The following is a 22,998-nucleotide window of genomic DNA, read 5'->3' as shown; positions in this document are numbered from 1 at the left end:
GGCGCACCGGGTCGGCGAAGCGCCGAACTCTACGTGGTTTCGCCGCGCGCTTCGGCCCGCGCGAGCACCAGCGGATCTTCGCGCGCGCCATCGGCCCGCAGGCGCGCGAAGGTCTCGTCGCCCAGGCGCCCTGCCAGCTGCGCGCACAGCGCCGACAGCCGCTGCATGCGCACTGCATTCGGCACCGCCTGCGCGGCGCGCTGCAGCACGTCCATCGCGCCGAGCAGGCGCGCGCCGCGCACGGGGTCCGTCGGCGCATGCAGCGCGGCACAGGTCTGCAGCGACGCGGCGACCGCGGCCGGGTTGTCCAGCGCCAGCCGCAGCGCGAGGCCCTCGCGCGCATGCCGCGCGGCGGACTCCGGCCGCGCCTCGAGCAGCGCGACCTGCGCGAGGTGGTCGAGCTGGTCGGCGATCGCGCCCTGGTCGCCGGCCCGGCGCAGCGCGGCAAGCGCCTGCTCGAAGTGCGCCCGCGCGGTGTCCAGGTCGCCGGCGCGCAGCGCGCAGCGGCCGAGCCCGTCTCGCGCATAGGCGGCGGACCACTCGTCGCCCAGCGAGGCAAACAGGTTCAGCGAGGACTCGAACAGCGGCTGCGCCTGCGCCGCCTGGCCATCCGCCTGCTCGAGCTCGGCCAGGCTCAGCAGGCCGTTGGCGAGGTCCACCGGGCGCTTCGAGGCGCGGTGCAGCTGCAGCGCCGCGGTGAGGTGCTCGCGCGCGCCGGCGACGTCGCCCATGTCGTTGAGCACCATGCCCAGGTTGTTGTGCGCCTTTGCGCGCTCGGCCAGGTCGCCGAGCACCGAGCACAGCGCCAGCGCATCGGCGAAGCACCGGCGCGCCGTGGGCAGCTCGCCGCGCAACGTCGCCACCGAACCGAGGCCGCCCAGCAATCGGGCCTCGAGCGCACGCTCCCCGGCCGCGCGGGCCAGCGGCAGGCCGCGCTCGAACCAGGCGCGCGCCAGCGCATGGCGGCCGAGGAACATCGCCAGGCGGCCGGCGGGCTGCAGCAGCTCGGCGAGCGCGATGCCGTCGGGCGGGTCCTGCGCGATGAGCCACTCCAGCCGCGCGACGCCGTCGGCCAGCACGCCGTGCGCGAACCACCATTCGGCCAGCGCCTTCGCGCCCGGCAGCGCGATGTCGAACCAGCGCGCGGCGCCGGCGGCATCGAGCGCCGCGCGCATGTTGTCGTGCTCCAGCTGCAGACGCGCGTCGGCCGCCGCATGGTCGCTGCCGTGCAGGCCGGCAACCGTCGAGACGGCGAGCACGAGGTAGAAGACCGCGTGGCGCTGCTGCAGCGCCGCGGCTTCGCCAGTGGCGCCGAGTTTCTCGGCGGCGTACTGGCGCATCGTCTCGAGCAGCCGGTAGCGCATCTCGCCGCCGCCCGGGCCGGGGCGTTCGTGCGCGACGACCAGCGACTTGTCGACCAGGCTGGCCAGGCCCTCCAGCACGTCGAGCGCCGGCGCATCGGCGTCGTCCGGCAGCACGGCCTCGGCCGCGTCGAGCGAGAAGTCGCCGGCGAAGACCGCCAGCCGGGCGAACAGGCGCTGCTCGCACGCAACGAGCAGGTCCCAGCTCCAGTCGATCAGTGCCCGCAGCGTCTGCTGCCGCGGCAGCAGCGTGCGCTGGCCGCCGGCGAGCAGCTTGAACGCATCGGCCAGGCGCGCGGCGATCTGCGGCGGCGTCAGCAGCTTCACCCGCGCCGCCGCGAGCTCGATCGCCAGCGGGATGCCGTCGAGGCGGCGGCAGATCTGCGCCACCGCGGCCGCGTTGTCGGTGCTCAGCATGAAGCCCGGGCGCACCGCCGCGGCGCGTTCGACGAACAGGCGCACCGCATCGACCTCGGCCAGCTCGTTGACGCTGGCCCGTTCGTCGCCGGTCGGCAGCGGCGGCACCGCGACCACCTGCTCGCCCGGCACGCCCAGCGGCTGGCGGCTGGTGGCCAGCACGCGCACGCGCTCGCAACGTTCGACGATGCGACGCGCCAGCGCGGCGGCCGCCTCGATCACGTGTTCGCAGTTGTCGAGCAGCAGCAGCGCCTCGCGCGCGCGCAGCTGGTCGATCAGCGCCTGGGCCACCGCGGCGCCGCCGCCGGCCTCGCGCAGGCCCATCGCCTCGGCCAGCGCGTCCAGCAGCGCGGCTTCGCCGGCCTCGGCCGGCAAGGGCGCGAGCTCGATCAACCAGACGCCATCGGAGAAGCCGTGGGCCAGCCGGCGCGCGACGTGGTGCGAGAGCCGCGTCTTGCCGGTGCCGCCCGGGCCGGTGAGCGTGACCAGGCGCGCCTGCTGCAGCGACGCGGCGATCGCCGCACTGTCGCGCTCGCGGCCGATGAAGGACGTGGCGTCGAGCGCGAGGTTGCCGCTGCTGCGCGGGGTCGGCGGCGCCACCGCAGCGGGTCCCGCGCCGAGCAGCGCGTCGAACGCGTCGCGCACGGCCACGGCGCTCGCCGGGCGTGCCGCCGGGTCCTTCGCGCACAGGCGCTCCAGCAGCGCCAGCAGCGCGTCGGGCAGGTCGGGCGCGAAGCTGCGTGCATCGGGCAAGGGCTTGTTCAGGTGGCCGTAGAGCACCGCGGCGCCGTTCGCCGCCGCGAACGGCGCACGGCCGGTCAGCAGTTGGAAGGCGGTGCAGCCGAGGGCGTAGACGTCCGACAGCGGCGTCGCGGCCTCGCCCATGCACTGCTCGGGCGACAGGTAGGCCGGCGTGCCGAGCAGCGCGCCGGCCTGCGTCAGGTCAGACGGCGCCTCGTGCAGCCGCGCGAGGCCGAAGTCGACCAGCTTGACCTGGCCGGCCGCCGTGCGCATCAGGTTCGACGGCTTGACGTCGCGGTGCACCAGGCCGGCCGCATGGGCTGCGGCGAGCCCCGCGGCCGCATCGCGCAGCGCGGCGACGGCTTCGCGCCACGGCAGCGCGCCACGCTCGCGCAGCACCTGCGCGAGGTCGCCGCCGTCGAGCCACTCCATCACGATGAAGGTCAGCCCGTCCTGCCGCCCGACCTGGTAGACCAGCGCGACGTTCGGATGGATCAGCTGCGCCGCGCTGCGCGCCTCGCGCAGCAGGCGCTCGACCAGCGTCGGGTCGGCGCCGCCGGCGGCGCCATGCAGCAGCTTGATCGCCACCGGCCGGTCGAGGTCGACGTCGCGCGCCTGGTAGACGACGCCCATGCCGCCGTGGCCGACGGCGCGCAGCTGCGTATACTGCAGCAGGCGTTCCGGCGCGGCTGACGAGCCGTGGACGCCGATCGTGCGTTCGTCGTCGGCCATGTCGACCGACTATACGGACAGCGCCCGCCGGCGAGCGACCCCCGGACCGCGCGGTGCGTCGCAGGCGCTCAGGCCGGCATCGGATGGCGCAGGCTCGCGTTCAGCGAGTTCCAGGCGCGGATCGTGACGATCACGAAGCCGAGCTCGGCGATCTCCTCGTCGCTGAAGTGTGCGCGCAAGGCGGCGAATTCCTCGTCGCTTGCATCACCCGCGGGCAGCGCGTTGACGAGCTCGGCCCAGCGCAGCGCGGCGCGTTCGCGATCGGTGAAGAACGGCGCCTCGCGCCAGCCGGCCAGCGCGTTGATCTCGCGCGGCGCCATGTCCTGCTTGATGAGCTCGCGCCAGTGCATGTCCATGCAGTAGGCGCAGCCGTTGATCTGCGACAGGCGCAGCAGCACCAGCTCGACGAGCCGGGGGCCGAGCAGGTCCTTGCGCAGCGAATTGGACAGCGCAAGCAGGTTCTGGAACGCCTTCGGCGCGAGCTGGAAGTACGGAATGCGGGCGGTACGGGTGGTCATCGGCAGGGTCCCTGGGTCTCGAAACCGGGCGGCCGCCCCATGCGGCCGCTCCTGCTGTCAAGACGAAACACGGGGGCCGCTCGTGACAGCCCGCGTCAGGAACTTCGTCGCGCCGGGCCCGCTGCGCTTACAGCGATGCGCGCATCCCCCTTCGAACGGGCGCCCGCGGGCGGGCCGCCACGCAGCGTCCGCCCGTTGGTCAGGCGGTGCCCAGCACGCCGCGCCGCACCTGGTCGCGTTCGATCGATTCGAACAGCGCCTTGAAGTTGCCCTCGCCGAAGCCCTCGTCGCCGCGGCGCTGGATGAACTCGAAGAACACCGGGCCGAGCAGCGCCTGCGAGAAGATCTGCAGCAGCAGGCGCTTCTGGCCACCGGCGGTCGATCCGTCGAGCAGGATGCCGCGCGTCTTCAGCTCGGCGATCGGCTGGCCGTGGCCCGGCAGGCGCTCGTCGAGCATTTCGTAATAGACGTCATTCGGAGCGGCCATCAGCGGCACGCCGGCGAGCGCGAGGCGGTCGATCGTGGCGATCAGGTCGTCGGTCAGCAGCGCGATGTGCTGGATGCCCTCGCCGTTGAACTGCATCAGGAATTCCTCGATCTGGCCGGAGCCCTTCTTGGATTCCTCGTTCAGGGGAATGCGGATGCGGCCGTCGGGCGCGGTCATCGCCTTCGAGGTCAGCCCGGTGTATTCGCCCTGGATGTCGAAGTAGCGGATCTCGCGGAAGTTGAAGAGCTTCTCGTAGAACGCCGACCAGTAGGACATGCGGCCGCGGTAGACGTTGTGCGTCAGATGGTCGACGATCTTCAGGCCATGGCCCACCGGGTGGCGATCGGCACCGGGAATCCATTCGAAGTCGATGTCGTAGATCGACCGGCCTTCCTCGAACCGGTCGATCAGGTACAGCGGCGCGCCGCCGATGCCCTTGACCGCCGGCAGCCGCAGCTCCATCGGCCCGGTGGGAATCTCGATCGGCTGCGCGCCGAGCTCCAGCGCGCGTGCATAGGCCTTGTGCGAGTCCCGCACGCGGAACGCCAGGCCGCAGGCCGAGGGCCCGTGCTCGGCGGCAAAGTACGCGGCCATGCTGTGCGGCTCGCGGTTGACGATGAAGTTGATGTCGCCCTGGCGGTACAGCACCACGTCCTTCGAGCGGTGCCTGGCCACCGGCGAGAAGCCCAGCTGCTCGAGCACCGGCTCCAGCGTATTCGGCGTCGGCGACGCGAACTCGACGAACTCGAAGCCCATCAGCCCCATCGGGTTGTCGAAGAGGTCGGCCATGGTGGTCTCCTGAAGGTTCGTGCGCCGGGCGATGGCTCGATGTTGGCGCGGCTCGGGCCGTTTGACCAGCGTGCCCCGGTCACTCAGCCCGGCTGACCGGCGCGGCGCAGCGCACCGAACACCTCGTCCTGGTGCTCGCCGGCCTTCGGCAGCGGCCGCTGCACGCCGAGCCGGCGCCCGCCCAAGGTCAGCGGCAGCAGCACGACGTCGGTGGTGCCGCCGTCCTCGGTGGCCATCGGCACCAGGCCACTGCTGGCCTTCAGGTGCGGGTCGTCGACCAGCTGTTCGGGCCGCATGATCGGGGCATACGGAATGCCCGCGGCCTCCAGTTTCGGCATCAGGTCCTGCACGTGGTGCCGCAGCAGGATCTCGCCGAGGCGTTTCAGCAGCTCGGGCCGCACCGCGACGCGGCGCGCGTTGTCGGCGAAGGCCGGCTCGGCGGCGAGCGCGGCGGCGTCGAGCACGCGGCACAGGGTCAGGAACTGCTTGTCGCTCACCGCGCCGATGAACAGCTGCTCGCCGTCGGCCAGCGTGAAGACGTCGTAGACGCTCCACGCGGATACGCGCGAGGGCATCGGCGGCGGCGCTTCGCCGGTCATCAGGAACTGCTGCATGTGCTGCGCCGACAGGAAGACGCAGTTCTCGAACAGCGCGCTCTGCACTTCCTGGCCGCGACCGTTGGCTTCGCGCTCGCGCAGCGCGGCCAGCACGCCGATGGCGCCGAACATGCCGCCCATGATGTCGTTGACCGAGGTGCCGGCGCGCAACGGCCGCCCGGGCGGGCCGGTCATGTACGACAGGCCGCCCATCATCTGCACCACCTCGTCGAGCGCCAGGCGCTTCTCGTACGGCCCCGGCAGGAAGCCCTTGTGCGACACGTAGACGAGGCGCGGGAAACGCTGCGCGAGCGACGCGTGGTCCAGCCCCAGCGAGGCCATCAGCCCGGGCCGGAAGTTCTCCAGCACGACGTCGGCGGTGGCGATCAGCGCCTGGGCATCTGCGCGGCCCTCGGCCGTCTGGATGTCCAGCACCACGCTCTTCTTGTTGCGGTTGAAGGTGCGGAAGAAGCCGATGCCCAGGCCCGGCAAGGTGCGCGTCTTGTCGCCGCCGGGCGGCTCGACCTTGATGACCTCCGCGCCGAGGTCGGCGAGGATCATCCCGCAAGTCGGGCCCATCACCATGTGGGAGAACTCGATCACGCGCACGCCGGCAAGCGGCAGCGCGCCGGCTCCCCCGTTCACGGCAAGCGGCAGCGCGCCGGCGTCGCCCACGCCGGTCGCGGGCCGGGTGGACGACGACGACACGGGCGCGGCCGGCCGGAAGGTCTTCGGCAAGCCGGCGCAGGCCAGCGTGCCGTGCAACTGCTCGCCCGGCAGCCAGTGCGCCAGCCGTGCGCGCAGCGCCAGCAGCGCGTCGACGTCGATGCCGGTCGCGATGCCCATGTCCTCGAGCAGGAAGGCCAGGTCCTCGCTGGCCGCGTTGCCGCTGGCGCCCGGCGCATGCGGGCAGCCGCCGATGCCGCCCAGCGTGGCGTCGAACCGCGTGACCCCGGTGCGCAGCGCCGCGGTGACGTTGGCCAGCGCGAGGCCGCGCGTATCGTGGAAGTGGCCGCACCAGAAGCGCTCGCCGGCGGTGCGGCGGGCCTGCTCGAACAGCGCCTCCACCGCCGCCGGGTTCGCGTAGCCGACGGTGTCGGCCAGGCTGACGCGGTCGGCGCCGGCGTCGAGCAGCGCCTGCAGCAGGCGCAGCACCTCGGCCGGCTTGACCTCGCCCTGCAGCGTGCAGCCGAAGGCCGTGCCGACGCCGCCTTCGATCAGCGTCTTCGCGCCCGAGGCGTCGCGCAGTGCCCGCATGCGCGCGACCTCGGTCACCACCTCGTCGGGCGTCCTGCGCAGGTTCGCGAGGCTGTGCGCGTGGCTGGCCGACAGCGGCACCAGCATCAGGTCGGCGCGGGCCTCCAGCGCGCGTTCGGCGCCCTTCAGGTTCGGCACCAGTACCGAGGTGAACAGCCCCGGCAACGTCTTCGCGTAGGCCACCAGCTCGGCGGTGTCGGCCAGCTGCGGCAGCAGCCTGGCCGGCACGAAGGAGCCGACTTCGATCTCGCGCTGGCCGGCGTCGTAGGCGGCCCGTATCCAGTCGCGCTTCGAGGCCGTGGGCAGGATCGTCGCGATGCTCTGCAGGCCGTCGCGCAGGCCGACTTCGCGGATCACGGCATGGGAAGGGAGGCTGGACATGGCGGCGGCTCGGGTGAAACGGGGATGGGTTCACTCTAGGCTTTCCAGATCAAACCGCCAGCGATCATTCGGAAGGTTCAGAATTCCGAGCCGGAACGCCTGGAGCGCCCCCGCCATGCGCGACATCGACCTGAAGACGCTGCGCCTGTTCGTCGCGGTCTGCGATCACCGCACGATGGCGCGCGCCGCCGCGCAGGAGCACATCGAGCCGTCGGCGATCAGCAAGCGCATCGCGCAGCTGGAACACGACCTCGGCACGCCGCTGCTGCTGCGCGCGCGCCGCGGCGTGCAGCCGACGCCGGCCGGCCAGGCGCTGCTGGAGCACGCGCGCGACGTGCTGTTCACGATGGACCGCATCGCCGGCGACATCGCGTCCTTCGGCGCCGGCGTCAAGGGCCGTGTGCGGCTGATCGCCACCGCGTCGGCGATCGCCGAGTCGCTGCTCGACGACATCGCGTCCTTCATGCGCGAGCCCGCCAACCGCGCGATCCAGGTCGACATCGAGGAGCGCTTCTCGCGCGACCTGGTGCGCCAGCTGCGCGAGGGCAGCGCCTCGGTCGGCGTGTGCTGGGACACCATCGACTTCGAAGGCCTGCCGCACCGGCCCTACCGGCGCGACCGGCTCGCGCTGGCGGTGCATCCGGACCATGCGCTGGCGAAGCATGCGTCGCTGCGCTTCGAGCAGACGCTGGCGCACGAGCATGTCGGCCTGCCGCCGTCGACCGCGGTGCACACGATGCTCGCGCGCGCCGCGGCCCGCGCCGGGCGCACCGTGTCCTACCGGGTGATCGTGTCGACCTTCGACGCCAGCTTCCGCGTCGTCGCCGCGGGGCTGGGCGTCAGCGTGGTGCCAGTGGAGGTCGGCGCCTCGTACGCGCAGCTGCTGGGCCTGCGCATCATCCCGCTCACCGATGCCTGGGCCGAGCGCCGCTTCGCGGTCTGCTTCCGTCCGCTGGACACGCTGCCGCCGGCGGCGCAGCGGCTGGTCGAGCACCTCGTCGCGCGGGCAGCCGCCGACGAGGACCTGCCGATCACCAACGGTCCGAGCGCATCACCGGCAGCCAGCGGCCGCCGCTCAGCTGGTAGACCGAGACCGCGCCGTAGCGCTGCTCGCCGTCGGCGCCGAAGCGCATCGAGCCGGTGACCGGCGCGTGGCCGTCGAAGCGCTTCAGGCGGTCCAGCAGCTTCGCCTTGTCGGTCGTGCCGTTGCGGGTCAGCGCGTCGGCGACGAGGTGCACCGCGTCGTAGCCGTAGTGCGCGCCGTAGACCGGCGCATCGCGGAAGCGCGCGCGGAAGCGCTCGAGAAAGGCCCGGCCGGCGGGCAACTCGCCCACCTCGAGGATCGGCGAGGTGACGTACACCGCCTGCAGCGCGCGGCCGGCGGCGAGCAGCTTGTCGGTCTTCAGCGTGTCGCTGCCGATCAGCCGCACCTGCGACAGGCCGGCCGCGACCAGCTGGCGCACCAGCGCCTCGGCCTGGAAGTCGCTGACCAGCGCGACCACCACTTCGGCGCGCGTGCGCCGCAGCTCGGCGACGAAGGGCTCGAAGTCGATGCTGCGGCTGTCCGACGAGTGCCGCGCGGCGAGCGTGACGCGCTGCTCGGCCAGCAGGCGCACGACGTCGTCGGCCAGGCCCTCGCCGTAGGGCGTGCCGTCGTCGAGCACCGCGTAGCCCTTGCCGTCCTTGCCGTCCTTGCCGTGCGCGAGCTGCCGCGTCTGCTCGGCGATGGCGCGCGCCTGCAGGTCGTCGTTGGCCACCAGGCGCAAGGTCGTCGGCAGCTTCAGCTGCGTGAACTGCGGCTTGGTCGAGATCGCCAGCTGCGGGATGCCGGCCGCGGCATAGGTCGGCGCGGCAGCGATGCTGACGCCGGAGTTCAGGTCGGCCACCGCGACCAGCACGTCGGCGGCCACCAGCGCGCGGGCCGCGGCCTTGCCTGCTTCGGGCTCCGCGCGGTCGTCGGCCGGCACGACCGCCAGCTTCACCGCGCGGCCGCCGATGCGCACGCCGCCGGCGGCATTGATCTCCTCGACCGCCAGGGTGACGCCGTTGAGCATGTCGGCGCCCTGCGCCGCGAGCTCGCCGGACAGCGGCTGCGCGACGCCGATGCGCAGCACGTCCGGCCCGCGCCAGACGGGCAGCAGCGTGGCCGCGCCGACCATGGCCAGCGCACCGAATGCACCCAGCGCGCCCAGCACGATCAAGCCCGCGCGCCGCCTGCGCTGACGCCATGCATCCGTGATCGACACCATCCGAACCCTCTTGCTGTCGCGGCATCACGCACCGCTCGAGGGGCGTGGAAAGCAGCCGCTGTGCCAGGCTGGTGCGTCGACGCGCCACCGGGGTGCGCAACGGACCCCGCTGTCACCGAAGCCACACAGGCCGGCCGCCGGCCGTGTATCGGCGCGGCGCCGGTGGCCGGAGCTCCTGGGTCGAACAGGCGTCGATCAGGCGTCGATCAGGATCGCGCGGAAGTCGTTGACGTTGGTGCGAGTCGGGCCGGTGATCACCGCATCGCCGATCGCGGCGAAGAAGCCGTGGCCGTCGTTGTTGGCGAGCGCATCGCGTGCCTTCAGGCCCGCGGCGCGGCCGCGTTCGAGCGTATCCGGGCCGATGATCGCGCCGGCGGTTTCCTCGATGCCGTCGACGCCGTCGGTGTCGCCCATCAGCGCATGCACCTTCGGCAAGCCGGCCAGCGACACCGCGCAGGCCAGCAGGCATTCGACGTTGCGGCCGCCGCGGCCGGTGCCGCGCACCGTCACCGTCGTCTCGCCGCCAGACAGCAGCACGCAGGGTGCGGCGACGGGCTGGCCGTGCAGAGCAACCTGACGGGCGATGCCGGCCAGCACGGTGCCCACTTCCTTCGCTTCGCCCTCGATCGCGTCACCGAGGATCAGCGGCGTGACACCGTGCTCGCGGGCGACGGCCGCGGCCGCTTCCAGCGCCTGCTGCGGCGCGGCGATCACCCGCACCTCGTTGCGCGCGAGCCGCGCATCACCCGGCTTGACCGTCTCGCCGCGGCCGGACTCCAGCAGCGTGCGCACCTCGGCCGGCACGTCGATCGCATGGCGGCGCAGGATGTCGAGGGCATCGGCGCAGGTGGTGGGGTCGGCCACCGTCGGGCCGGAGGCGATGTCGACCGGGTCGTCGCCCGGCACGTCGGACAGCACCAGCGTGCGCATCGGCGCCGGACACGCGGCGGCCAGGCGCCCACCCTTGATCGCCGACAGGTGCCGGCGCACGCAGTTCATCTCGACGATGGTCGCGCCCGAGCGCAGCAGCGCGGCATTCAGCGCCTGCTTGTGCTCGAAGCTCAGGCCCGGCGCGGGCAGCGGCAGCAGCGCCGAGCCGCCCCCGCTGATCAGCGCCAGCACGAAGTCGTTCGTGCGCAGGCCCTGCACGTAGCGCATCAGTTCCTCGGCCGCCGCGAAGCCGGCGCGGTCGGGCACCGGGTGCGCGGCCTCGATCAGGCGGATGCGCTCGCAGGGCGCGCCGTAGCCGTAGCGCGTGACGACCAGCCCCTGCAACGCATCGGGGGGGCCGGCCCAGTGTTCTTCCACCGCGCGCGCCATCGCCGCCGAGGCCTTGCCGGCGCCGATGACGATCAGCCGGCCGCCCTTCAGGTCGTCGGGCGACGGCAGGTGCCGGGGCACGCACAGCGCGGGCTGCGCCGAAGCGACGGCGGCATCGAACATCTGGCGCAGCAGCGCGCGCGGTTGAATGGTCATGAAACGCTGTTCTCGATCTCGAAACTGGCGAGCTTCTCCAGCGAGCGCACCAGGGCCGAATGATCCCATCCCTGGCCGCCGGCGGCCGCGCAGGCGTTGAAGAGCTCCTGCGCCGTCGCGGTGTTCGGCAGCGAGACGCCCAGCGCGCGCGCGCTGGACAGCGCGAGGTTCAGGTCCTTCTGGTGCAGCCCGATGCGGAAACCCGGCTCGAAGGTGCGCTTGATCATGCGCTCGCCGTGCACTTCGAGGACGCGCGAGGCCGCGAAGCCGCCCATCAGCGCCTGGCGCACCTTGGCCGGGTCGGCGCCGGCCTTCGCGGCGAAGACCAGCGCCTCGGCCACCGCCTCGATGTTCAGCGCGACGATGATCTGGTTCGCGACCTTCGCGGTCTGGCCGTCGCCCGCCTTGCCGACGAGCGTGATGTTCCCGCCCATCAGCTCGAACAGCGGCTTCACGCGTTCGAACACCGCCTCGTCGCCGCCGACCATGATCGACAGCGTCGCGTTCTTCGCGCCGACTTCGCCGCCGGACACCGGTGCATCCAGGTATCCGCAACCGATGTCGGCGAGGCGCTGCGCGAAGCCCTTGGTGGCGATCGGCGAGATCGAGCTCATGTCCACGACCACCTTTCCGCGGCTGATGCCGGAGGCGACGCCGGTCTCGCCGAACAGCGCCTGCTCGACGTCGGGGGTGTCCGGCAGCATCAGGAAGACGATGTCGGCGCGCTCGGCGACGCCGCGCGAATGGGTGCAGATCGTCGCGCGGCTGTCGGTGATGGCCGCCGGCAGCTTGCCCCGGCTGTGCACGAACACCGTGTGGCCGGCGGCGATCAGGTGGCCGCACATCGGCGCGCCCATGATGCCGAGGCCGATGAAACCGATCTTGAGCGGTTGGGAGGTCATGGTGGATTCCTAGGGAATGAAAAGAGCGTCATGGCGTGCGTCGAGACACCATGACGGAAATCGGATGCGGGTGGCGGGCTACTGCGCCAGTTGCTGGCGCCAGTGCAAGCCCGCCTCCGTGGTCGTCGCGGGCTTGTATTCGCAGCCGATCCAGCCGGCGTAGCCGATGCGGTCGAGGTGCCGGAACAGGAAGGCGTAGTTGATCTCGCCGGTGCCGGGCTCGTGGCGGCCGGGGTTGTCGGCCAGCTGCACGTGCGCGATGCGCGGCAGGTGCTTCTCGAGCGTCGCCGCGAGCTCGCCTTCCATGCGCTGCGCGTGGTACAGGTCGTATTGCAGGAAGGCGTTGCCCGCGCCGACCTCGTCGAGGATCTGCAGCGCCTGCGCGGTGCGGTTGACGAAGAAGCCGGGGATGTCGACCGTGTTGATCGGCTCGATCAGCAGCTTCAGGCCGGCCTCGCCCAGCGCGGCGGCGGCAAAGCGCAGGTTCTCGACCAGCGTCGCGTGCGCGACCGCGTGGTCGACGCCGGCCGGCGCCTTGCCGGCCAGGCAGTTCAGCTGGCCGACGCCGAGCGCCTGCGCATAACCGACCGCGCGGCCGACACCGTCCCGGAACTCGCCGATGCGGTCCGGATGGCAGGCGATGCCACGCTCGCCGGCGTCCCAGTCGCCGGCCGGCAGGTTGTGCAGAACAAGCTTCAGGCCGTGGCGGTAGAGCCGCTCCTGGATCTGCGCGGCCGGAAAGGCATAGGGAAACAGGAACTCCACGGCATCGAAGCCGACGCGTGCGGCGGCCTCGAAACGGTCGAGGAAGGGCAACTCGTTGAAGAGCATCGTCAGGTTGGCAGCGAACTTGGGCACTGTGCTTCTCTCTCGGTCGATTCAGTCCAGCAGTGCAACGGCCGTAGGCACGTCGGCGGAGGCGGCGGCGAGCTCCTCGAACTCGACCACGTTGTCGATCTCGGTGCCCATCGCAATGTTGGTGACGCGTTCGAGCATCACCTCGATCACCACCGGCACCTGGTACTCGGCCATCCACGCCTCGGCCTGCCTGATCGCCGGCGCGATCTGGTCGGCGCTGAGCACGCGGATCGCCTTGCAGCCCAGGCCTTCGACGACGCGCACATGGTCGACGCCGTAGCTGCGCGCCGGGCCGTCCTCGGGCGCATTGATGTTGTCGAAGCCCAGCTGCACGCAGTAGTCCATCGAGAAACCGCGCTGCGCCTGGCGGATCAGCCCGAGGTAGCTGTTGTTGACCACCATGTGGATGTACGGCAGCTTGAACTGCGCGCCGACCGCCAGCTCCTCGAGCATGAACTGGAAGTCGTAGTCGCCCGACAGCGCGACGATCTTGCGCGTCGGGTCGGCCGCACGCACGCCCAGCGCCGCCGGCACGGTCCAGCCCAGCGGGCCGGCCTGGCCGCAGTTGATCCAGTGGCGCGGCTTGTAGACGTGCAGGAACTGCGCGCCGGCGATCTGGCTCAAGCCGATGGTCGAGACGTAGCAGACGTCCTCCCCGAAGGCGCGGTTCATGCACTGGTAGACGCGCTGCGGCTTCATCGGCACGTCGTCGAAGTTGGTCTTGCGCAGGTACTCGAGCGAACGCTTGCGGCCCTGGCATTCACCGGCCCACGCGGCGCGGTCGCGCAGCCGGCCCGCGGCCTTCCAGTCGCGCGCGACCGCGATCAGCTGCTCGAGCGCCGCCCTGGCGTCCGACACGATCCCGTAGTCCGGCGCGAAGACACGACCGATCTGCGTCGGCTCGATGTCGACGTGGATGAACCGGCGACCCTTGGTGTAGACCTCCGGCGAGCCGGTGTGGCGATTGGCCCAGCGGTTGCCGATGCCGATGACGAAGTCGCTCGCCAGCATCGTCGCGTTGCCGTAGCGGTGCGAGGTCTGCAGGCCCACCATGCCGGCCATCAGCGGATGGTCGTCGGGAATCGTGCCCCAGCCCATCAGCGTGGGGATCACCGGGATGCCGGTCAGCTCGGCGAATTCCACCAGCAGGTCCGACGCATCCGCATTGACGATGCCGCCGCCGGCGACGATCAGCGGGCGCTCGGCCGTGTCCAGCATCTCCAGCGCACGCTCGGCCTGCTTGCGCGACGCCGTCGGCTTGTAGACCGGCAGCGGCTCGTAGGTGTCGATGTCGAACTCGATCTCGGCCATCTGCACGTCGAACGGCAGGTCGATCAGCACCGGGCCCGGGCGCCCCGATCGCATCAGGTGGAAGGCCTGCTGGAAGGCGCGCGGCACCTGCGCCGGCTCGAGCACCGTGGTGGCCCACTTGGTCACCGGCTTGGCGATCGACGCGATGTCGACGGCCTGGAAGTCTTCCTTGTGCAGCCGCGCGCGCGGCGCCTGGCCGGTGATGCACAGGATGGGGATCGAGTCCGCCTGCGCGGAGTACAGCCCCGTGATCATGTCGGTGCCCGCCGGCCCCGAGGTGCCGATGCACACGCCGATGTTGCCGGCGCGGGCGCGGGTGTAGCCCTCGGCCATGTGCGACGCCCCCTCGACATGGCGCGCCAGCACGTGCGCGATGGTCTGTCGCTCGCGCAGCTGCGCGTAGAGCGGATTGATCGCCGCGCCCGGCACGCCGAAGGCCTGCGTCACGCCTTCCTTCTCCATCACCAGCACTGCCGCCATCGCGGCCTTCATCCTTGCCATTGCTGCCAGACTCCTTCGAAGGTCCTTCCTGGACCGGTTGGCAGCGATGGTCGGCGGCGACAGGCGCGGCGAGAAGACCGGTGCGCCGATAACAGTCATTCCGCGGCGGAATGCCGAGGCCTCGAGCGCCGCAACGAAGACGGCGGCCGGACCCGAAGGCCCGGCCGCCGCAGCGAGGCAATGGCGAGCGGCAGACCTAGCCGCGGTTGCGCAGCTCCAGGCCGTCGCCCGCGAAGCGCACTGCGTCACCCACGCGCACCGGCGGCGAGTTCTCGTAGGTCACGATGCGGCGGCCGCCTTCATCGGTACGCACCACCACTTCATACTGCGCCTCGCGCCACGGACCGCGATCCAGGCGGCTCACCGATTCGACGATGCCGCAGCGATCACCCGCGCAGCCAGTGAAGCGACGCAGGTCGAGGCCCGCATAGGCGTTGCTCAGCGTGCTGGTCGCCACGCGATTGCCCAGGCGCAGCTGCGCCACCAGCGGGCGGTCGGTGTTCAGCACCTGGTTGCGGCGCAGCACGTGCACGGTCGAGTATTCACCCGGCCGCACCTCGTCGAGGATCAGCGTCTGCGGGTCGCTGCCTTCCAGCTGCACCGTCGCGCGGCCGCCCGGAGTGGCCTGCATCGTGAAGCGCAACGCCTGGCCACCGCGGCGCCAGCCTTCGTCGGCAATGTTCAGGTGCGTGATCTCCGGCGAGTTGACGACCGCGACGTTGGCCGCCGGCCAACCTTCCTGCAGGCCGCGCGCCAGCTGCGCGCTGGCGACCTGGTCGCCGCGGCGCATCGTCACGTTGACGCGCGAGTTCGGGCCGATGCGATCGCGCCGGCTCACCGTGTAGGTGCCTTCATAGACGCCAGCGCTGGCCTCGGTCAGCATGATCGTGCGCTGGCCGCCGTCGATCGTCAGCGACACCTGCGCGCCCGGCGCGCCACGCACGCTGAAGTCGAGCTCGGCACCCGGCCGCACCCGCTGCACCTGGTCGACGTCGAAGTCACTGATGAAGACCGCGAACGGGTGGCTGCTGGTATAGGCCGCCGGGGCGGCGGCCTGCACCGTCATCGGGGCGAGGCCGAACGTGCCGAAGGCGCTACCGGCTACCAACAGCGTCGCGATGGTTGTCTTTCGGAACAGCATGATCGTCTCCTTGGGAGATGCGAGGACGAGTTCAGCTTAGGAAACCAGGCGGGCCGGCACGGTCGGAGTGCGGCGGCTGTGGGCGTAGGGCTTGGCCTACGGTGATGCCTGTCCGACAGACACGTCAGATCCGGCGGTTTGGAAGCACAACGACGGCCCCCGCGAAGGCCTGTAGGACGACGGCTACAGGCGCATTTCCCGTGATCCGGCGCAAGGTGCGGGCGCGCGCCGCGACCATGCTCGCATTGCAGACACGACGCAAGGAAATGCCATGAGCCAAAACGCCCAGATCATCGGCAAAGTCGAATACCGCGAAGGCGACGGGCAGCCGATGCCGATCCGGCCCGGCCCGGTCGAGATCGAGACCACCCACAACGACGCCACGCTGAGCTGGACCGACGGTCCGACGCACGGCGCGGCGGCGATTCCGCTGAGCGATTTCAAGCGCTACGTCGCGGAAGGCGCGATCCGTCTGCTGCATTGACGCGCTGATGCGCGCACGTCGGCGCGCAAGTCGGTCGACCCGGGCAGCGCACCTTACAGTGCGGGCCCATGGACCGCATCACCGGCGTGCAGCTCTTCATCCGCGTCGTCGAGACACAAAGCTTCAGCAAGGCCGCTGCCGAGCTCGGCATCACGCAGCCGACCGCCACCAAGGCGGTGGCGTCGATGGAGCAACGTCTGGGCGCCCGCCTGCTGCACCGCTCGACGCGCGGCGTCACGACCACCGAGGTCGGCGCGCTGTACTACGACAAGTGCAAGCTGATCGCGCGCGAGCTCGACGAGGCCGACAACCTCGCCACCCTGCTGCAGGCGAAGGTCGGCGGTACCTTGCGCGTCAGCACGTCGGTGGCCTTCGGCCGCCGCGTGCTGGTGCCGCTGGTGCTGCGCTACATGCGCGCACATCCCGAGGTGGTGGTCGACCTGAGCTTCGACGACCGCTATGTCAACCTCGTCGAGCAGGGCATCGACCTGGCCGTGCGCATGGGGCGGCTGGCCGACTCGACACTGGGCGCGCGCTACCTCGGCAGCAACCCGTGGCTGATGGTCGCGGCGCCGGCCTACCTCGAGCAGCGCGGCACGCCCGCCTCGCTCGACGACCTGGCGCAGCATGCCTGCCTCGTCTACAGCAGCGTGCAGGGCGACGACCGCTGGAGCCTCACGCTGCCTTCGGGCGACGAGCGTTCAGTGCCGGTGAAGGGCCCGCTGCGCTCGAACAACCTGTCGGCGGTGCTGGCCGCCGCGCGCGCCGGCTTCGGCCTCGCGATCCTGCCCTGGTACGTCGCGCGCGAATCGGTCGCCGACGGCAGCGTGCGCCCGGTCCTGCCCGACCACGGGCTGCCGGCGCAGGAGGTGCATGCGGTGTTCCCGTCGCCGAAGCTGGTGCCGTCGAAGGTGACCAGCTTCATCGGCTTCCTGCAGGACGCGCTGCAGGGCGACTGGTGGGTGCGTTCGGCGTGAACTAGTGCGCTGGAGGCAGGCGGCGCCGCGGCGTCCGCCACCGCCCGCGATGCCGTAGGTGCGCTCACACGGTCGATGTCCGGCCGGCCCCAGGAGCGCACGATGTTGTTCAAGTCCACCCCTGTCGCCCTCGCCTCGCTGCTGCTGCTCGGCGCGTCCGCGGTGCATGCCCAGCGCGCGCCCGGCAGCGTCGCCGACGGCACGTCGAACACGGTGCTGCTGCCGGAACGCGGCGCCGGCAACAACCTGCGCCAGATCGGCGACGGCTCTTTGCGCGCGGTCGAGCCGGCCGGCGCCAGCCTGACGGTGCGCGGCACGGTCAACGGCAACGTCACGCAATCGAACCTGTCGACCGGCTTCCTCGGCAGCCGCCAGACGGCCTCGGTCGGGGGTATCAACCAGCCGACGCAAGTCGGCGGCAGCATCACGACGCAGGGCACGCTGGCGGGCAACCTGTCGCAGACGCGGCGCAGCGATGCCAACGTCGAACAGTCGATCGCCATCGGCGCCGTCGACGGCTCGCTGACGGTGCGCGGCAGCGCGACGCTGACCGGCACCGTGCAGGCCAATGTCACGCAGCGCAGCGACGAGTTCGGGCCGAACACCAGCGGCTCGCAACGGGTCGACGTCGGTGCCAGCCGGGAATTCAGCGGCGGCAACCTCGACGCCACCGGCACGCTCACCGCCGCGCTGACCCAGACGCAGCGCGGCGGCACCGCGCAAGCCGTGCGCATCGGCAGCGCCGAGGGCGCGACCATCGGCAACGCGGTGCTGCAAGGCACGGTCAGCGGCGTGGTCACGCAATCGAGCACCGCGTCCGGCGGCAGCAGCGGCGGCGGCGAACAGCGCCTGGACGTCGGCTCGGCGCAGGGCTCGCAAGCCAACGCCGTGCGCACCGACGGCCTGCTCGCCGCCACGCTGTCGCAGAGCCAGACCGAGGCCACGCAGCAGATCGTGCGCATCGGCGCGGTCGAGAACGTCGATGCCGCCGGCCAGGTCTCGGCCACCGGGCAGGCCCTGGGGGCGCTGTCGCAGTCGGCCACCGGACGCACCTCGCAGATCCTGAGCATCGGTTCGGTCGGCGGCGGTTCGCCGCAGGATGCACAGGCCCGCGGCGTGGCCACCGGCGCAATCAGCCAGACGGCGAGCGCGCCGGGCAGCGCGTCGCAGCTGATCTCGATCGGCAGCATCGAGCTGGCCAGCGGCCGGGCCATCACCGATGCCGTCGTCAGCGCGGCGATCACGCAGACGCTGACCGCCGGCGCCAACGGCGCGTCGCAGAACCTGGCCATCGGCAGCGTGCGCGGCACCACCGGCAGCGTGCAGACGCGTGTGGTGGTCGGCGGCGCGATCAGCCAGAACGCCAACAGCGCCAACGCACGCCAGGTGATGCGCCTGGGCAGCGTGCAGGACACCGGCGCGAACGTGCGCACCGACGTCACGGTCAACGGCACGCTGTCGCAGTTCAGCAACCCGTCGGCGCAGACGCAGACCATCCTGGTCGGCGCGGTCAGCGGCAGCGGGCCGAACGACGTGGTCGCGGACTGAGGCGGAGGCGGCCATGCGACTGCCCCTGATCGCCCTGCTCGTCCTCGGCGGCACCGCCGCGCTGGCCGGCACGCCCGAGATCGGCGACGACATCAACGCCCGCCTCGCCCGCGGCAAGAGCCAGGTCGCCGCCGAGACCGCCGCGCGCCAGCGCGCCGGCCAGCCGGCCAGCGCGGTGGCCTTCGGCCGCGGCGCCGGCGGCGCGAGCACGCAGGCCTTCGGCAACGGCTGCACGATCGCGATCGGCAACGTCTTCGAGGACAAGCCGCGCATCGGCAGCCCGCGCCGCGAGACGACCGTGATCGTCACCGGCGACATCATCCAGGCCGGCAACAACTGCCGCTGATTTTGACGGTTATCCGTACCGGAGCGTTGCCATGAAGTCCCTCGCCCTGCTCGCCGCGCTGGCCGTCGCCGGCTGCTCGTCCACCTTGCCGCCGCGCGCGCAGGACCAGGCCGCGGCGCTGAAGCCCGCGGCGCCCGCGCTGCCGCAGCGCAACGTCACCGGCTTCGGCGACGCGCTGCGCTGCATGGACAACCTCTACCTCGCCTACGGCACGCGCGACGTCAGCGTGATGTTGGAGGACCTGACCGACACGACGAAGAAGGTCAACGCCGGCACCCGCGACATGATGATGTCGGCGATCTCGGACATGACGCGGCGCAGCCGCGCGTTGCAGGTGGTGGCCTTCGGGCCGGACGCGAACAACGTCGTCGCCTTCCTCAACAGCGCGCAGCAGCGCCAGCCGTTCGCGGTGGTGCCGCAGTACGACCTGCGGGGGTCGATCACCCAGCTCGACGAAGGCGTGCTGCGGCGCCAGGCCGATGCCGGCGTGTCGGCGGGCACGGTGCTCGGGGCCGGCGCCTCGCGCAGCCGGCAGCTCAACGTGCTGGGGCTGGACGTCGCGCTGGTCGAGACGCGCACGCTGGCGCTCGTGCCGGGCGTGGTGTCGAAGAACGTCACGACGGTGATCAAGGAAGGCGATGCGCTCGATGCGCAGGCGACGATCAGCAAGCTCGGCATCAACTTCAGCAGCTCGTTCCAGCGCACCGACGGCACCGCGCAGGCGCTGCGCAACATGGTCGAGCTGTCGGCGGTGGAGCTGTTCGGCAAGCTGCTGAAGCTGCCGTACTGGCGCTGCCTGGGGCTCGACGCCCGGCTGCCCGAGATCCGCGACGAGATCGAGGACTGGTTCATCGGCATGGACCGCGGCGGTGAGCTGACGCCGTACTTCCAGCTGCAGTTGCGCAACCGCGGCTTCTACGACGGTCCGGTCGACGGCCGCATCAGCCCGGCGCTGCGCCGGGCCGTGGCCGCCTACCGCGGCGCGCTCGGGCTGGGACACGAGCCGGTGGTGGACCTCGCGCTCTTCACCCGCTTCATCGAGGCACCGGCCCCGGTGGCGCCGGAGCAGCCGTTCCGCGACGGGGGGCCGGAGCCGGCCCGTCCTGCCGCTGTCTCGGCGACCCCCGCGGCCCTCCCCGTCGCCACCCCGACGGCCACCCTGCCCGGCAGCGGCGGCCTGCAGTCCGCCATGGCGCAGCCGGCCACCGCCGCGATCGCCCCGGTCGCCGCTGCGCTGCCGCTGGCCGCGTCGACCCGCGCCCGCCCGCTGGCCGTCGCGCTCGAGCCGCTGCCCGCGCTGCCCGACGGCTCGCTGTCGTTCCGCATCAAGCCCACCGAGGCCGCGTACGTCTACTGTTATGCACAGGACAGCGCCGGCACGATGCAGCGCATCTTCCCGAACCGCTTTGCGCCCGATCCGCTGGTGCAGCCGTCGAAGCCGCTGCAGCTGCCGGGCGCGCAGGGCTTTCGCCTGCCGCCGCAGGCGCTGCGTGCGCTGGGCTGCGTCGCGGCGCCGCGCGAGGTCTACGTCGACGCACCCGCCGCCTTGCGCTGGGGCGACTTCCAGGCGCTGAACGCGATCCGCAGCTTCGGCGAGTTGCAGCGCATCTTCGAGGCGCTGACGAAGGCGCCGGCCGTGATCACGATGCTGGCGTTGCCGGGCGCGCCCGTGACCGTCCGCTGAGGACGGCACCCGTTGCGCCACGCCGGTCGGGGGTCGGAACACTTTGTCGCTGCAGGTTGCAATCGGCTGCGGACCGATGCCCCTCGTGAACGGCACGATGTTTGCCATCGGCGTGACGAAAGGAATCGACATGAACCGACTCGTTGGGATCCAGGCGGCGCGCCGCGGCGGGAAGATGACCGCGCTCATGGCCCCGCTCATGGCCGCGTTGATGGCCGGCTTCACGCTCGCCGGCTGCGGTGGCGGTGGCGGCGACGGCGGCAACAACCCGCCGCCGCCCTTCGGCGCCGGCCAGGGCACGCTGCGCGCCTTCCTGACCGATGCGCCGGCCTGCGGCTACGACAGCGTGCACGTCACGGTCGAGCGCGTGCGCGTGCACCAGAGCGCCACCGCCGACGGCAGCGCAACCGGCTGGAGCGAGATCGTGCTGTCGCCCGCACGTCGCCTCGACCTGCTGACGCTGCGCAACGGCGTGCTGGCCGAGCTGGGCGAAACCACGCTGCCGCCCGGCCGCTACCAGCAGCTGCGCCTCGTGCTGGCGGCCAACAGCAGCGCGGCGCCGCTGGCCAACGCGGTGAAGCCCAGCGGCGAGGCCGAGGTCGAGCTGAAGACCCCCAGCGCGCAGCAGAGCGGCCTGAAGCTCGACATCGGCATCGACGTGGCCGCGAACCAGAGCGCCGACGTGGTGATCGATTTCGACGCCTGCAGGTCGGTGGTGCGTGCCGGCAACTCCGGCAACTACCTGCTCAAGCCGGTGCTGTCGGCGACCGCGCTGTTCAGCAGCGGCCTGCAGGGTCATGTCGAGCCCACGCTGGTCGGCCCGTCGACGACCGTGTCGCTTCAGCAGGGCGGCACGGTGATCAAGAGCACCTTGCCGGACGCCACCGGCAAGTACGTGTTGTCGCCGGTGGCGCCGGGCACCTACACGCTGGTGCTGGCGGCTCCGGGCCGCACGACGCAGGTGGTGACCGGCGTGGTGGTCGGCGGCAGCACGCTGACCACGCTCGGCAGCACCGCGCTGCCGCTGACCGCGGCGCCTTCGGCCGCTGCGCAGCTGGTCGGCACCGTGAGCACCGGCAGCACGCCGATCGACGCGCTGGTGCGCGTCACGCAGCCCTTGTCCAACGGCACGACGATCGAATGGGCCGCGGCGCCGGTGCACGGCGCCACCGGGGCCTATGCGTTCAGCGTGCCGACCGCCGCGCCGCGGGTGGCCGCGTACGCCCCCGGGGCGGCGCCGCTGGCCTTCACCGCGGATGCGGCGGCGGCCGGGCGCTACACGGTGGTCGCGACCTCGGGCAGCCTGAGCAAGTCGGCCGGTCCGCTGACGCTGGCCGCCGGTGCGACGGCCAGCAACAACTTCAGCTTCCCGTGACGTCCGCGCGTCAGGCGGCGGCGGCCAGCTCCTGGCGCTTGCGGCGCGCGCGGATGTTCAGCGCCTCGACCGCGAGCGAGAAGGCCATCGCCGCGTAGATGTAGCCCTTGGGCACGTGCGCGTCGAAGGCTTCGGCGGTCAGCGCCATGCCCACCATCACCAGGAAGGCCAGCGCCAGCACCTTGACCGACGGGTGGCGGTCGACGAAGTCGCCGATCGGCTTCGCGGCCACCAGCATCACGCCGACCGCGGCGACCACCGCCGCCACCATCACGCCGAGCTGGTCGACCATGCCGACCGCGGTGATCACCGAGTCGAGCGAGAAGACGATGTCGATCACCGCGATCTGGCCGATGATCGACCACAGCATCGTGCGGCGAGCGGCGACGGCGGCGGCGTCCAGCGGGGTGCCCTTCTCCTCGACCAGGTCGTCACGCTGCTCGCGCGCCTCGACCTCGACGAAGATCTCGTGCGAGGCCTTGTAGAGCAGGAACAGGCCCCCGCCCAGCAGCACCAGGTCACGCCCGCTGATCGACTGGCCGAGGATCGCGAACAGCTCCTCCTTCAGCCCCATCACCCAGCTCAGCGAAAACAGCAGCGCCAGGCGCGTCAGCATCGCGAAGCCCAGGCCGAGGCGCCGCGCCAGGTTGCGCTGCTCCGGCGGCAGCCGGCCGACGAGGATCGAGATGAAGATGATGTTGTCGATGCCCAGCACGATCTCGAGGGCCGTGAGCATCGCGAACGCGATCCAGATGTTGGGGTCGAGCAGGAATTCCATGGCGGCGGGCGGGGGGTGAAGCGGCGCAATCCGCGATGTTCGGGGCCGGGGTGCTTCGCGTAAAGTCGAATTTCCGATCCCCACGCTTC

18 protein-coding genes and 1 pseudogene are annotated in these 22,998 nt (G+C 71.8%); 7 read left to right on the top strand and 12 right to left on the bottom strand.

All coding sequences use genetic code 11. From position 1 onward, the window contains the following. Nucleotides 1–29 precede the first annotated feature (29 nt). The 5 genes and pseudogenes from P1K89_RS26535 to P1K89_RS26515 form a co-directional block, all read right to left on the bottom strand. Entirely contained in the window at nt 30–3,251 is a 3,222-nt protein-coding gene (locus P1K89_RS26535) for a protein kinase domain-containing protein (protein ID WP_284619547.1), read from the bottom strand. A gap of 68 nt (nt 3,252–3,319) precedes the next feature. Continuing rightward, nucleotides 3,320–3,769 carry a carboxymuconolactone decarboxylase family protein gene (locus P1K89_RS26530; protein ID WP_284619546.1) on the bottom strand — a complete coding sequence of 150 codons (450 nt, stop codon included), beginning with the start codon at nt 3,767–3,769 and terminating at the stop codon, nt 3,320–3,322. A 199-nt stretch (nt 3,770–3,968) separates the two neighbouring features. Then, entirely contained in the window at nt 3,969–5,045 is a 1,077-nt protein-coding gene (hppD, locus tag P1K89_RS26525; protein ID WP_284619545.1) for a 4-hydroxyphenylpyruvate dioxygenase, read from the bottom strand. Nucleotides 5,046–5,128: 83 nt separating this feature from the next. Further along, a complete protein-coding gene (locus tag P1K89_RS26520; protein ID WP_284619617.1) occupies nt 5,129–6,226 on the bottom strand; it encodes a CaiB/BaiF CoA transferase family protein in 1,098 nt (365 codons plus the stop codon). Between the two features lie 129 nt (nt 6,227–6,355). After that, nucleotides 6,356–7,279, bottom strand: a pseudogene (locus P1K89_RS26515) (hydroxymethylglutaryl-CoA lyase); the annotation flags it as partial. A gap of 115 nt (nt 7,280–7,394) precedes the next feature. Between P1K89_RS26515 and P1K89_RS26510 the strand changes: the two are divergent. Next, a complete protein-coding gene (locus P1K89_RS26510) occupies nt 7,395–8,423 on the top strand; it encodes a LysR family transcriptional regulator (RefSeq protein WP_284619544.1) in 1,029 nt (342 codons plus the stop codon). Here the strand turns inward: P1K89_RS26510 and P1K89_RS26505 are convergent. The 6 genes from P1K89_RS26505 to P1K89_RS26480 form a co-directional block, all read right to left on the bottom strand. After that, nucleotides 8,311–9,528, bottom strand: a complete 1,218-nt coding sequence (locus P1K89_RS26505; RefSeq protein WP_284619543.1) for a branched-chain amino acid ABC transporter substrate-binding protein — start codon at nt 9,526–9,528, stop codon at nt 8,311–8,313. The genes P1K89_RS26510 and P1K89_RS26505 overlap by 113 nt on opposite strands. Nucleotides 9,529–9,723: 195 nt before the next feature. Beyond that, a complete protein-coding gene (locus P1K89_RS26500) occupies nt 9,724–11,004 on the bottom strand; it encodes a glycerate kinase type-2 family protein (protein ID WP_284619542.1) in 1,281 nt (426 codons plus the stop codon). Beyond that, complete coding sequence (locus tag P1K89_RS26495; RefSeq protein ID WP_284619541.1) at nt 11,001–11,906, bottom strand: 2-hydroxy-3-oxopropionate reductase; 906 nt, start codon at nt 11,904–11,906, stop codon at nt 11,001–11,003. Before P1K89_RS26495 ends, P1K89_RS26500 begins: the two co-directional genes overlap by 4 nt. A gap of 78 nt (nt 11,907–11,984) precedes the next feature. Further along, entirely contained in the window at nt 11,985–12,764 is a 780-nt protein-coding gene (gene hyi, locus P1K89_RS26490; protein ID WP_284619540.1) for a hydroxypyruvate isomerase, read from the bottom strand. Between the two features lie 21 nt (nt 12,765–12,785). Beyond that, complete coding sequence (gcl, locus tag P1K89_RS26485) at nt 12,786–14,576, bottom strand: glyoxylate carboligase (RefSeq protein ID WP_284619539.1); 1,791 nt, start codon at nt 14,574–14,576, stop codon at nt 12,786–12,788. A 196-nt stretch (nt 14,577–14,772) separates the two neighbouring features. Then, the gene (locus P1K89_RS26480; protein ID WP_284619538.1) at nt 14,773–15,717 is read right to left on the bottom strand and encodes a hypothetical protein; all 945 of its coding nucleotides are present in this window, start codon (nt 15,715–15,717) and stop codon (nt 14,773–14,775) included. A 271-nt stretch (nt 15,718–15,988) separates the two neighbouring features. On the opposite strand from P1K89_RS26480, the gene P1K89_RS26475 reads away from it, so the two are divergent. From P1K89_RS26475 to P1K89_RS26450, 6 genes are all read left to right on the top strand, one after another. Next, entirely contained in the window at nt 15,989–16,201 is a 213-nt protein-coding gene (locus P1K89_RS26475; protein ID WP_284619537.1) for a hypothetical protein, read from the top strand. Between the two features lie 68 nt (nt 16,202–16,269). After that, nucleotides 16,270–17,178, top strand: a complete 909-nt coding sequence (locus P1K89_RS26470) for a LysR family transcriptional regulator (RefSeq protein WP_284619536.1) — start codon at nt 16,270–16,272, stop codon at nt 17,176–17,178. 102 nt (nt 17,179–17,280) lie between these two features. Continuing rightward, entirely contained in the window at nt 17,281–18,726 is a 1,446-nt protein-coding gene (locus tag P1K89_RS26465) for a hypothetical protein (protein ID WP_284619535.1), read from the top strand. A gap of 13 nt (nt 18,727–18,739) precedes the next feature. Beyond that, a complete protein-coding gene (locus tag P1K89_RS26460; protein WP_284619534.1) occupies nt 18,740–19,072 on the top strand; it encodes a hypothetical protein in 333 nt (110 codons plus the stop codon). A 31-nt stretch (nt 19,073–19,103) separates the two neighbouring features. Then, nucleotides 19,104–20,756: a DUF4384 domain-containing protein gene (locus P1K89_RS26455; RefSeq protein ID WP_284619533.1), complete on the top strand. Its 1,653-nt coding sequence runs from the start codon at nt 19,104–19,106 to the stop codon at nt 20,754–20,756. 187 nt (nt 20,757–20,943) lie between these two features. Then, entirely contained in the window at nt 20,944–22,131 is a 1,188-nt protein-coding gene (locus P1K89_RS26450) for a DUF4382 domain-containing protein (RefSeq protein ID WP_284619532.1), read from the top strand. Nucleotides 22,132–22,141: 10 nt separating this feature from the next. Here P1K89_RS26450 and P1K89_RS26445 read toward each other — a convergent pair whose 3' ends face one another. Beyond that, nucleotides 22,142–22,909: a TerC family protein gene (locus tag P1K89_RS26445; protein WP_284619531.1), complete on the bottom strand. Its 768-nt coding sequence runs from the start codon at nt 22,907–22,909 to the stop codon at nt 22,142–22,144. Between the last annotated feature and the right edge of the window lie 89 nt (nt 22,910–22,998).

This window comes from Aquabacterium humicola, from assembly GCF_030167915.1.
GTDB classification, from domain to species: Bacteria; Pseudomonadota; Gammaproteobacteria; order Burkholderiales; family Burkholderiaceae_C; genus Pseudaquabacterium; species Pseudaquabacterium humicola.
The sequence above is the reverse complement of the archived record's forward strand: the minus strand, read 5'-3'. Positions and strand labels throughout refer to the sequence as shown.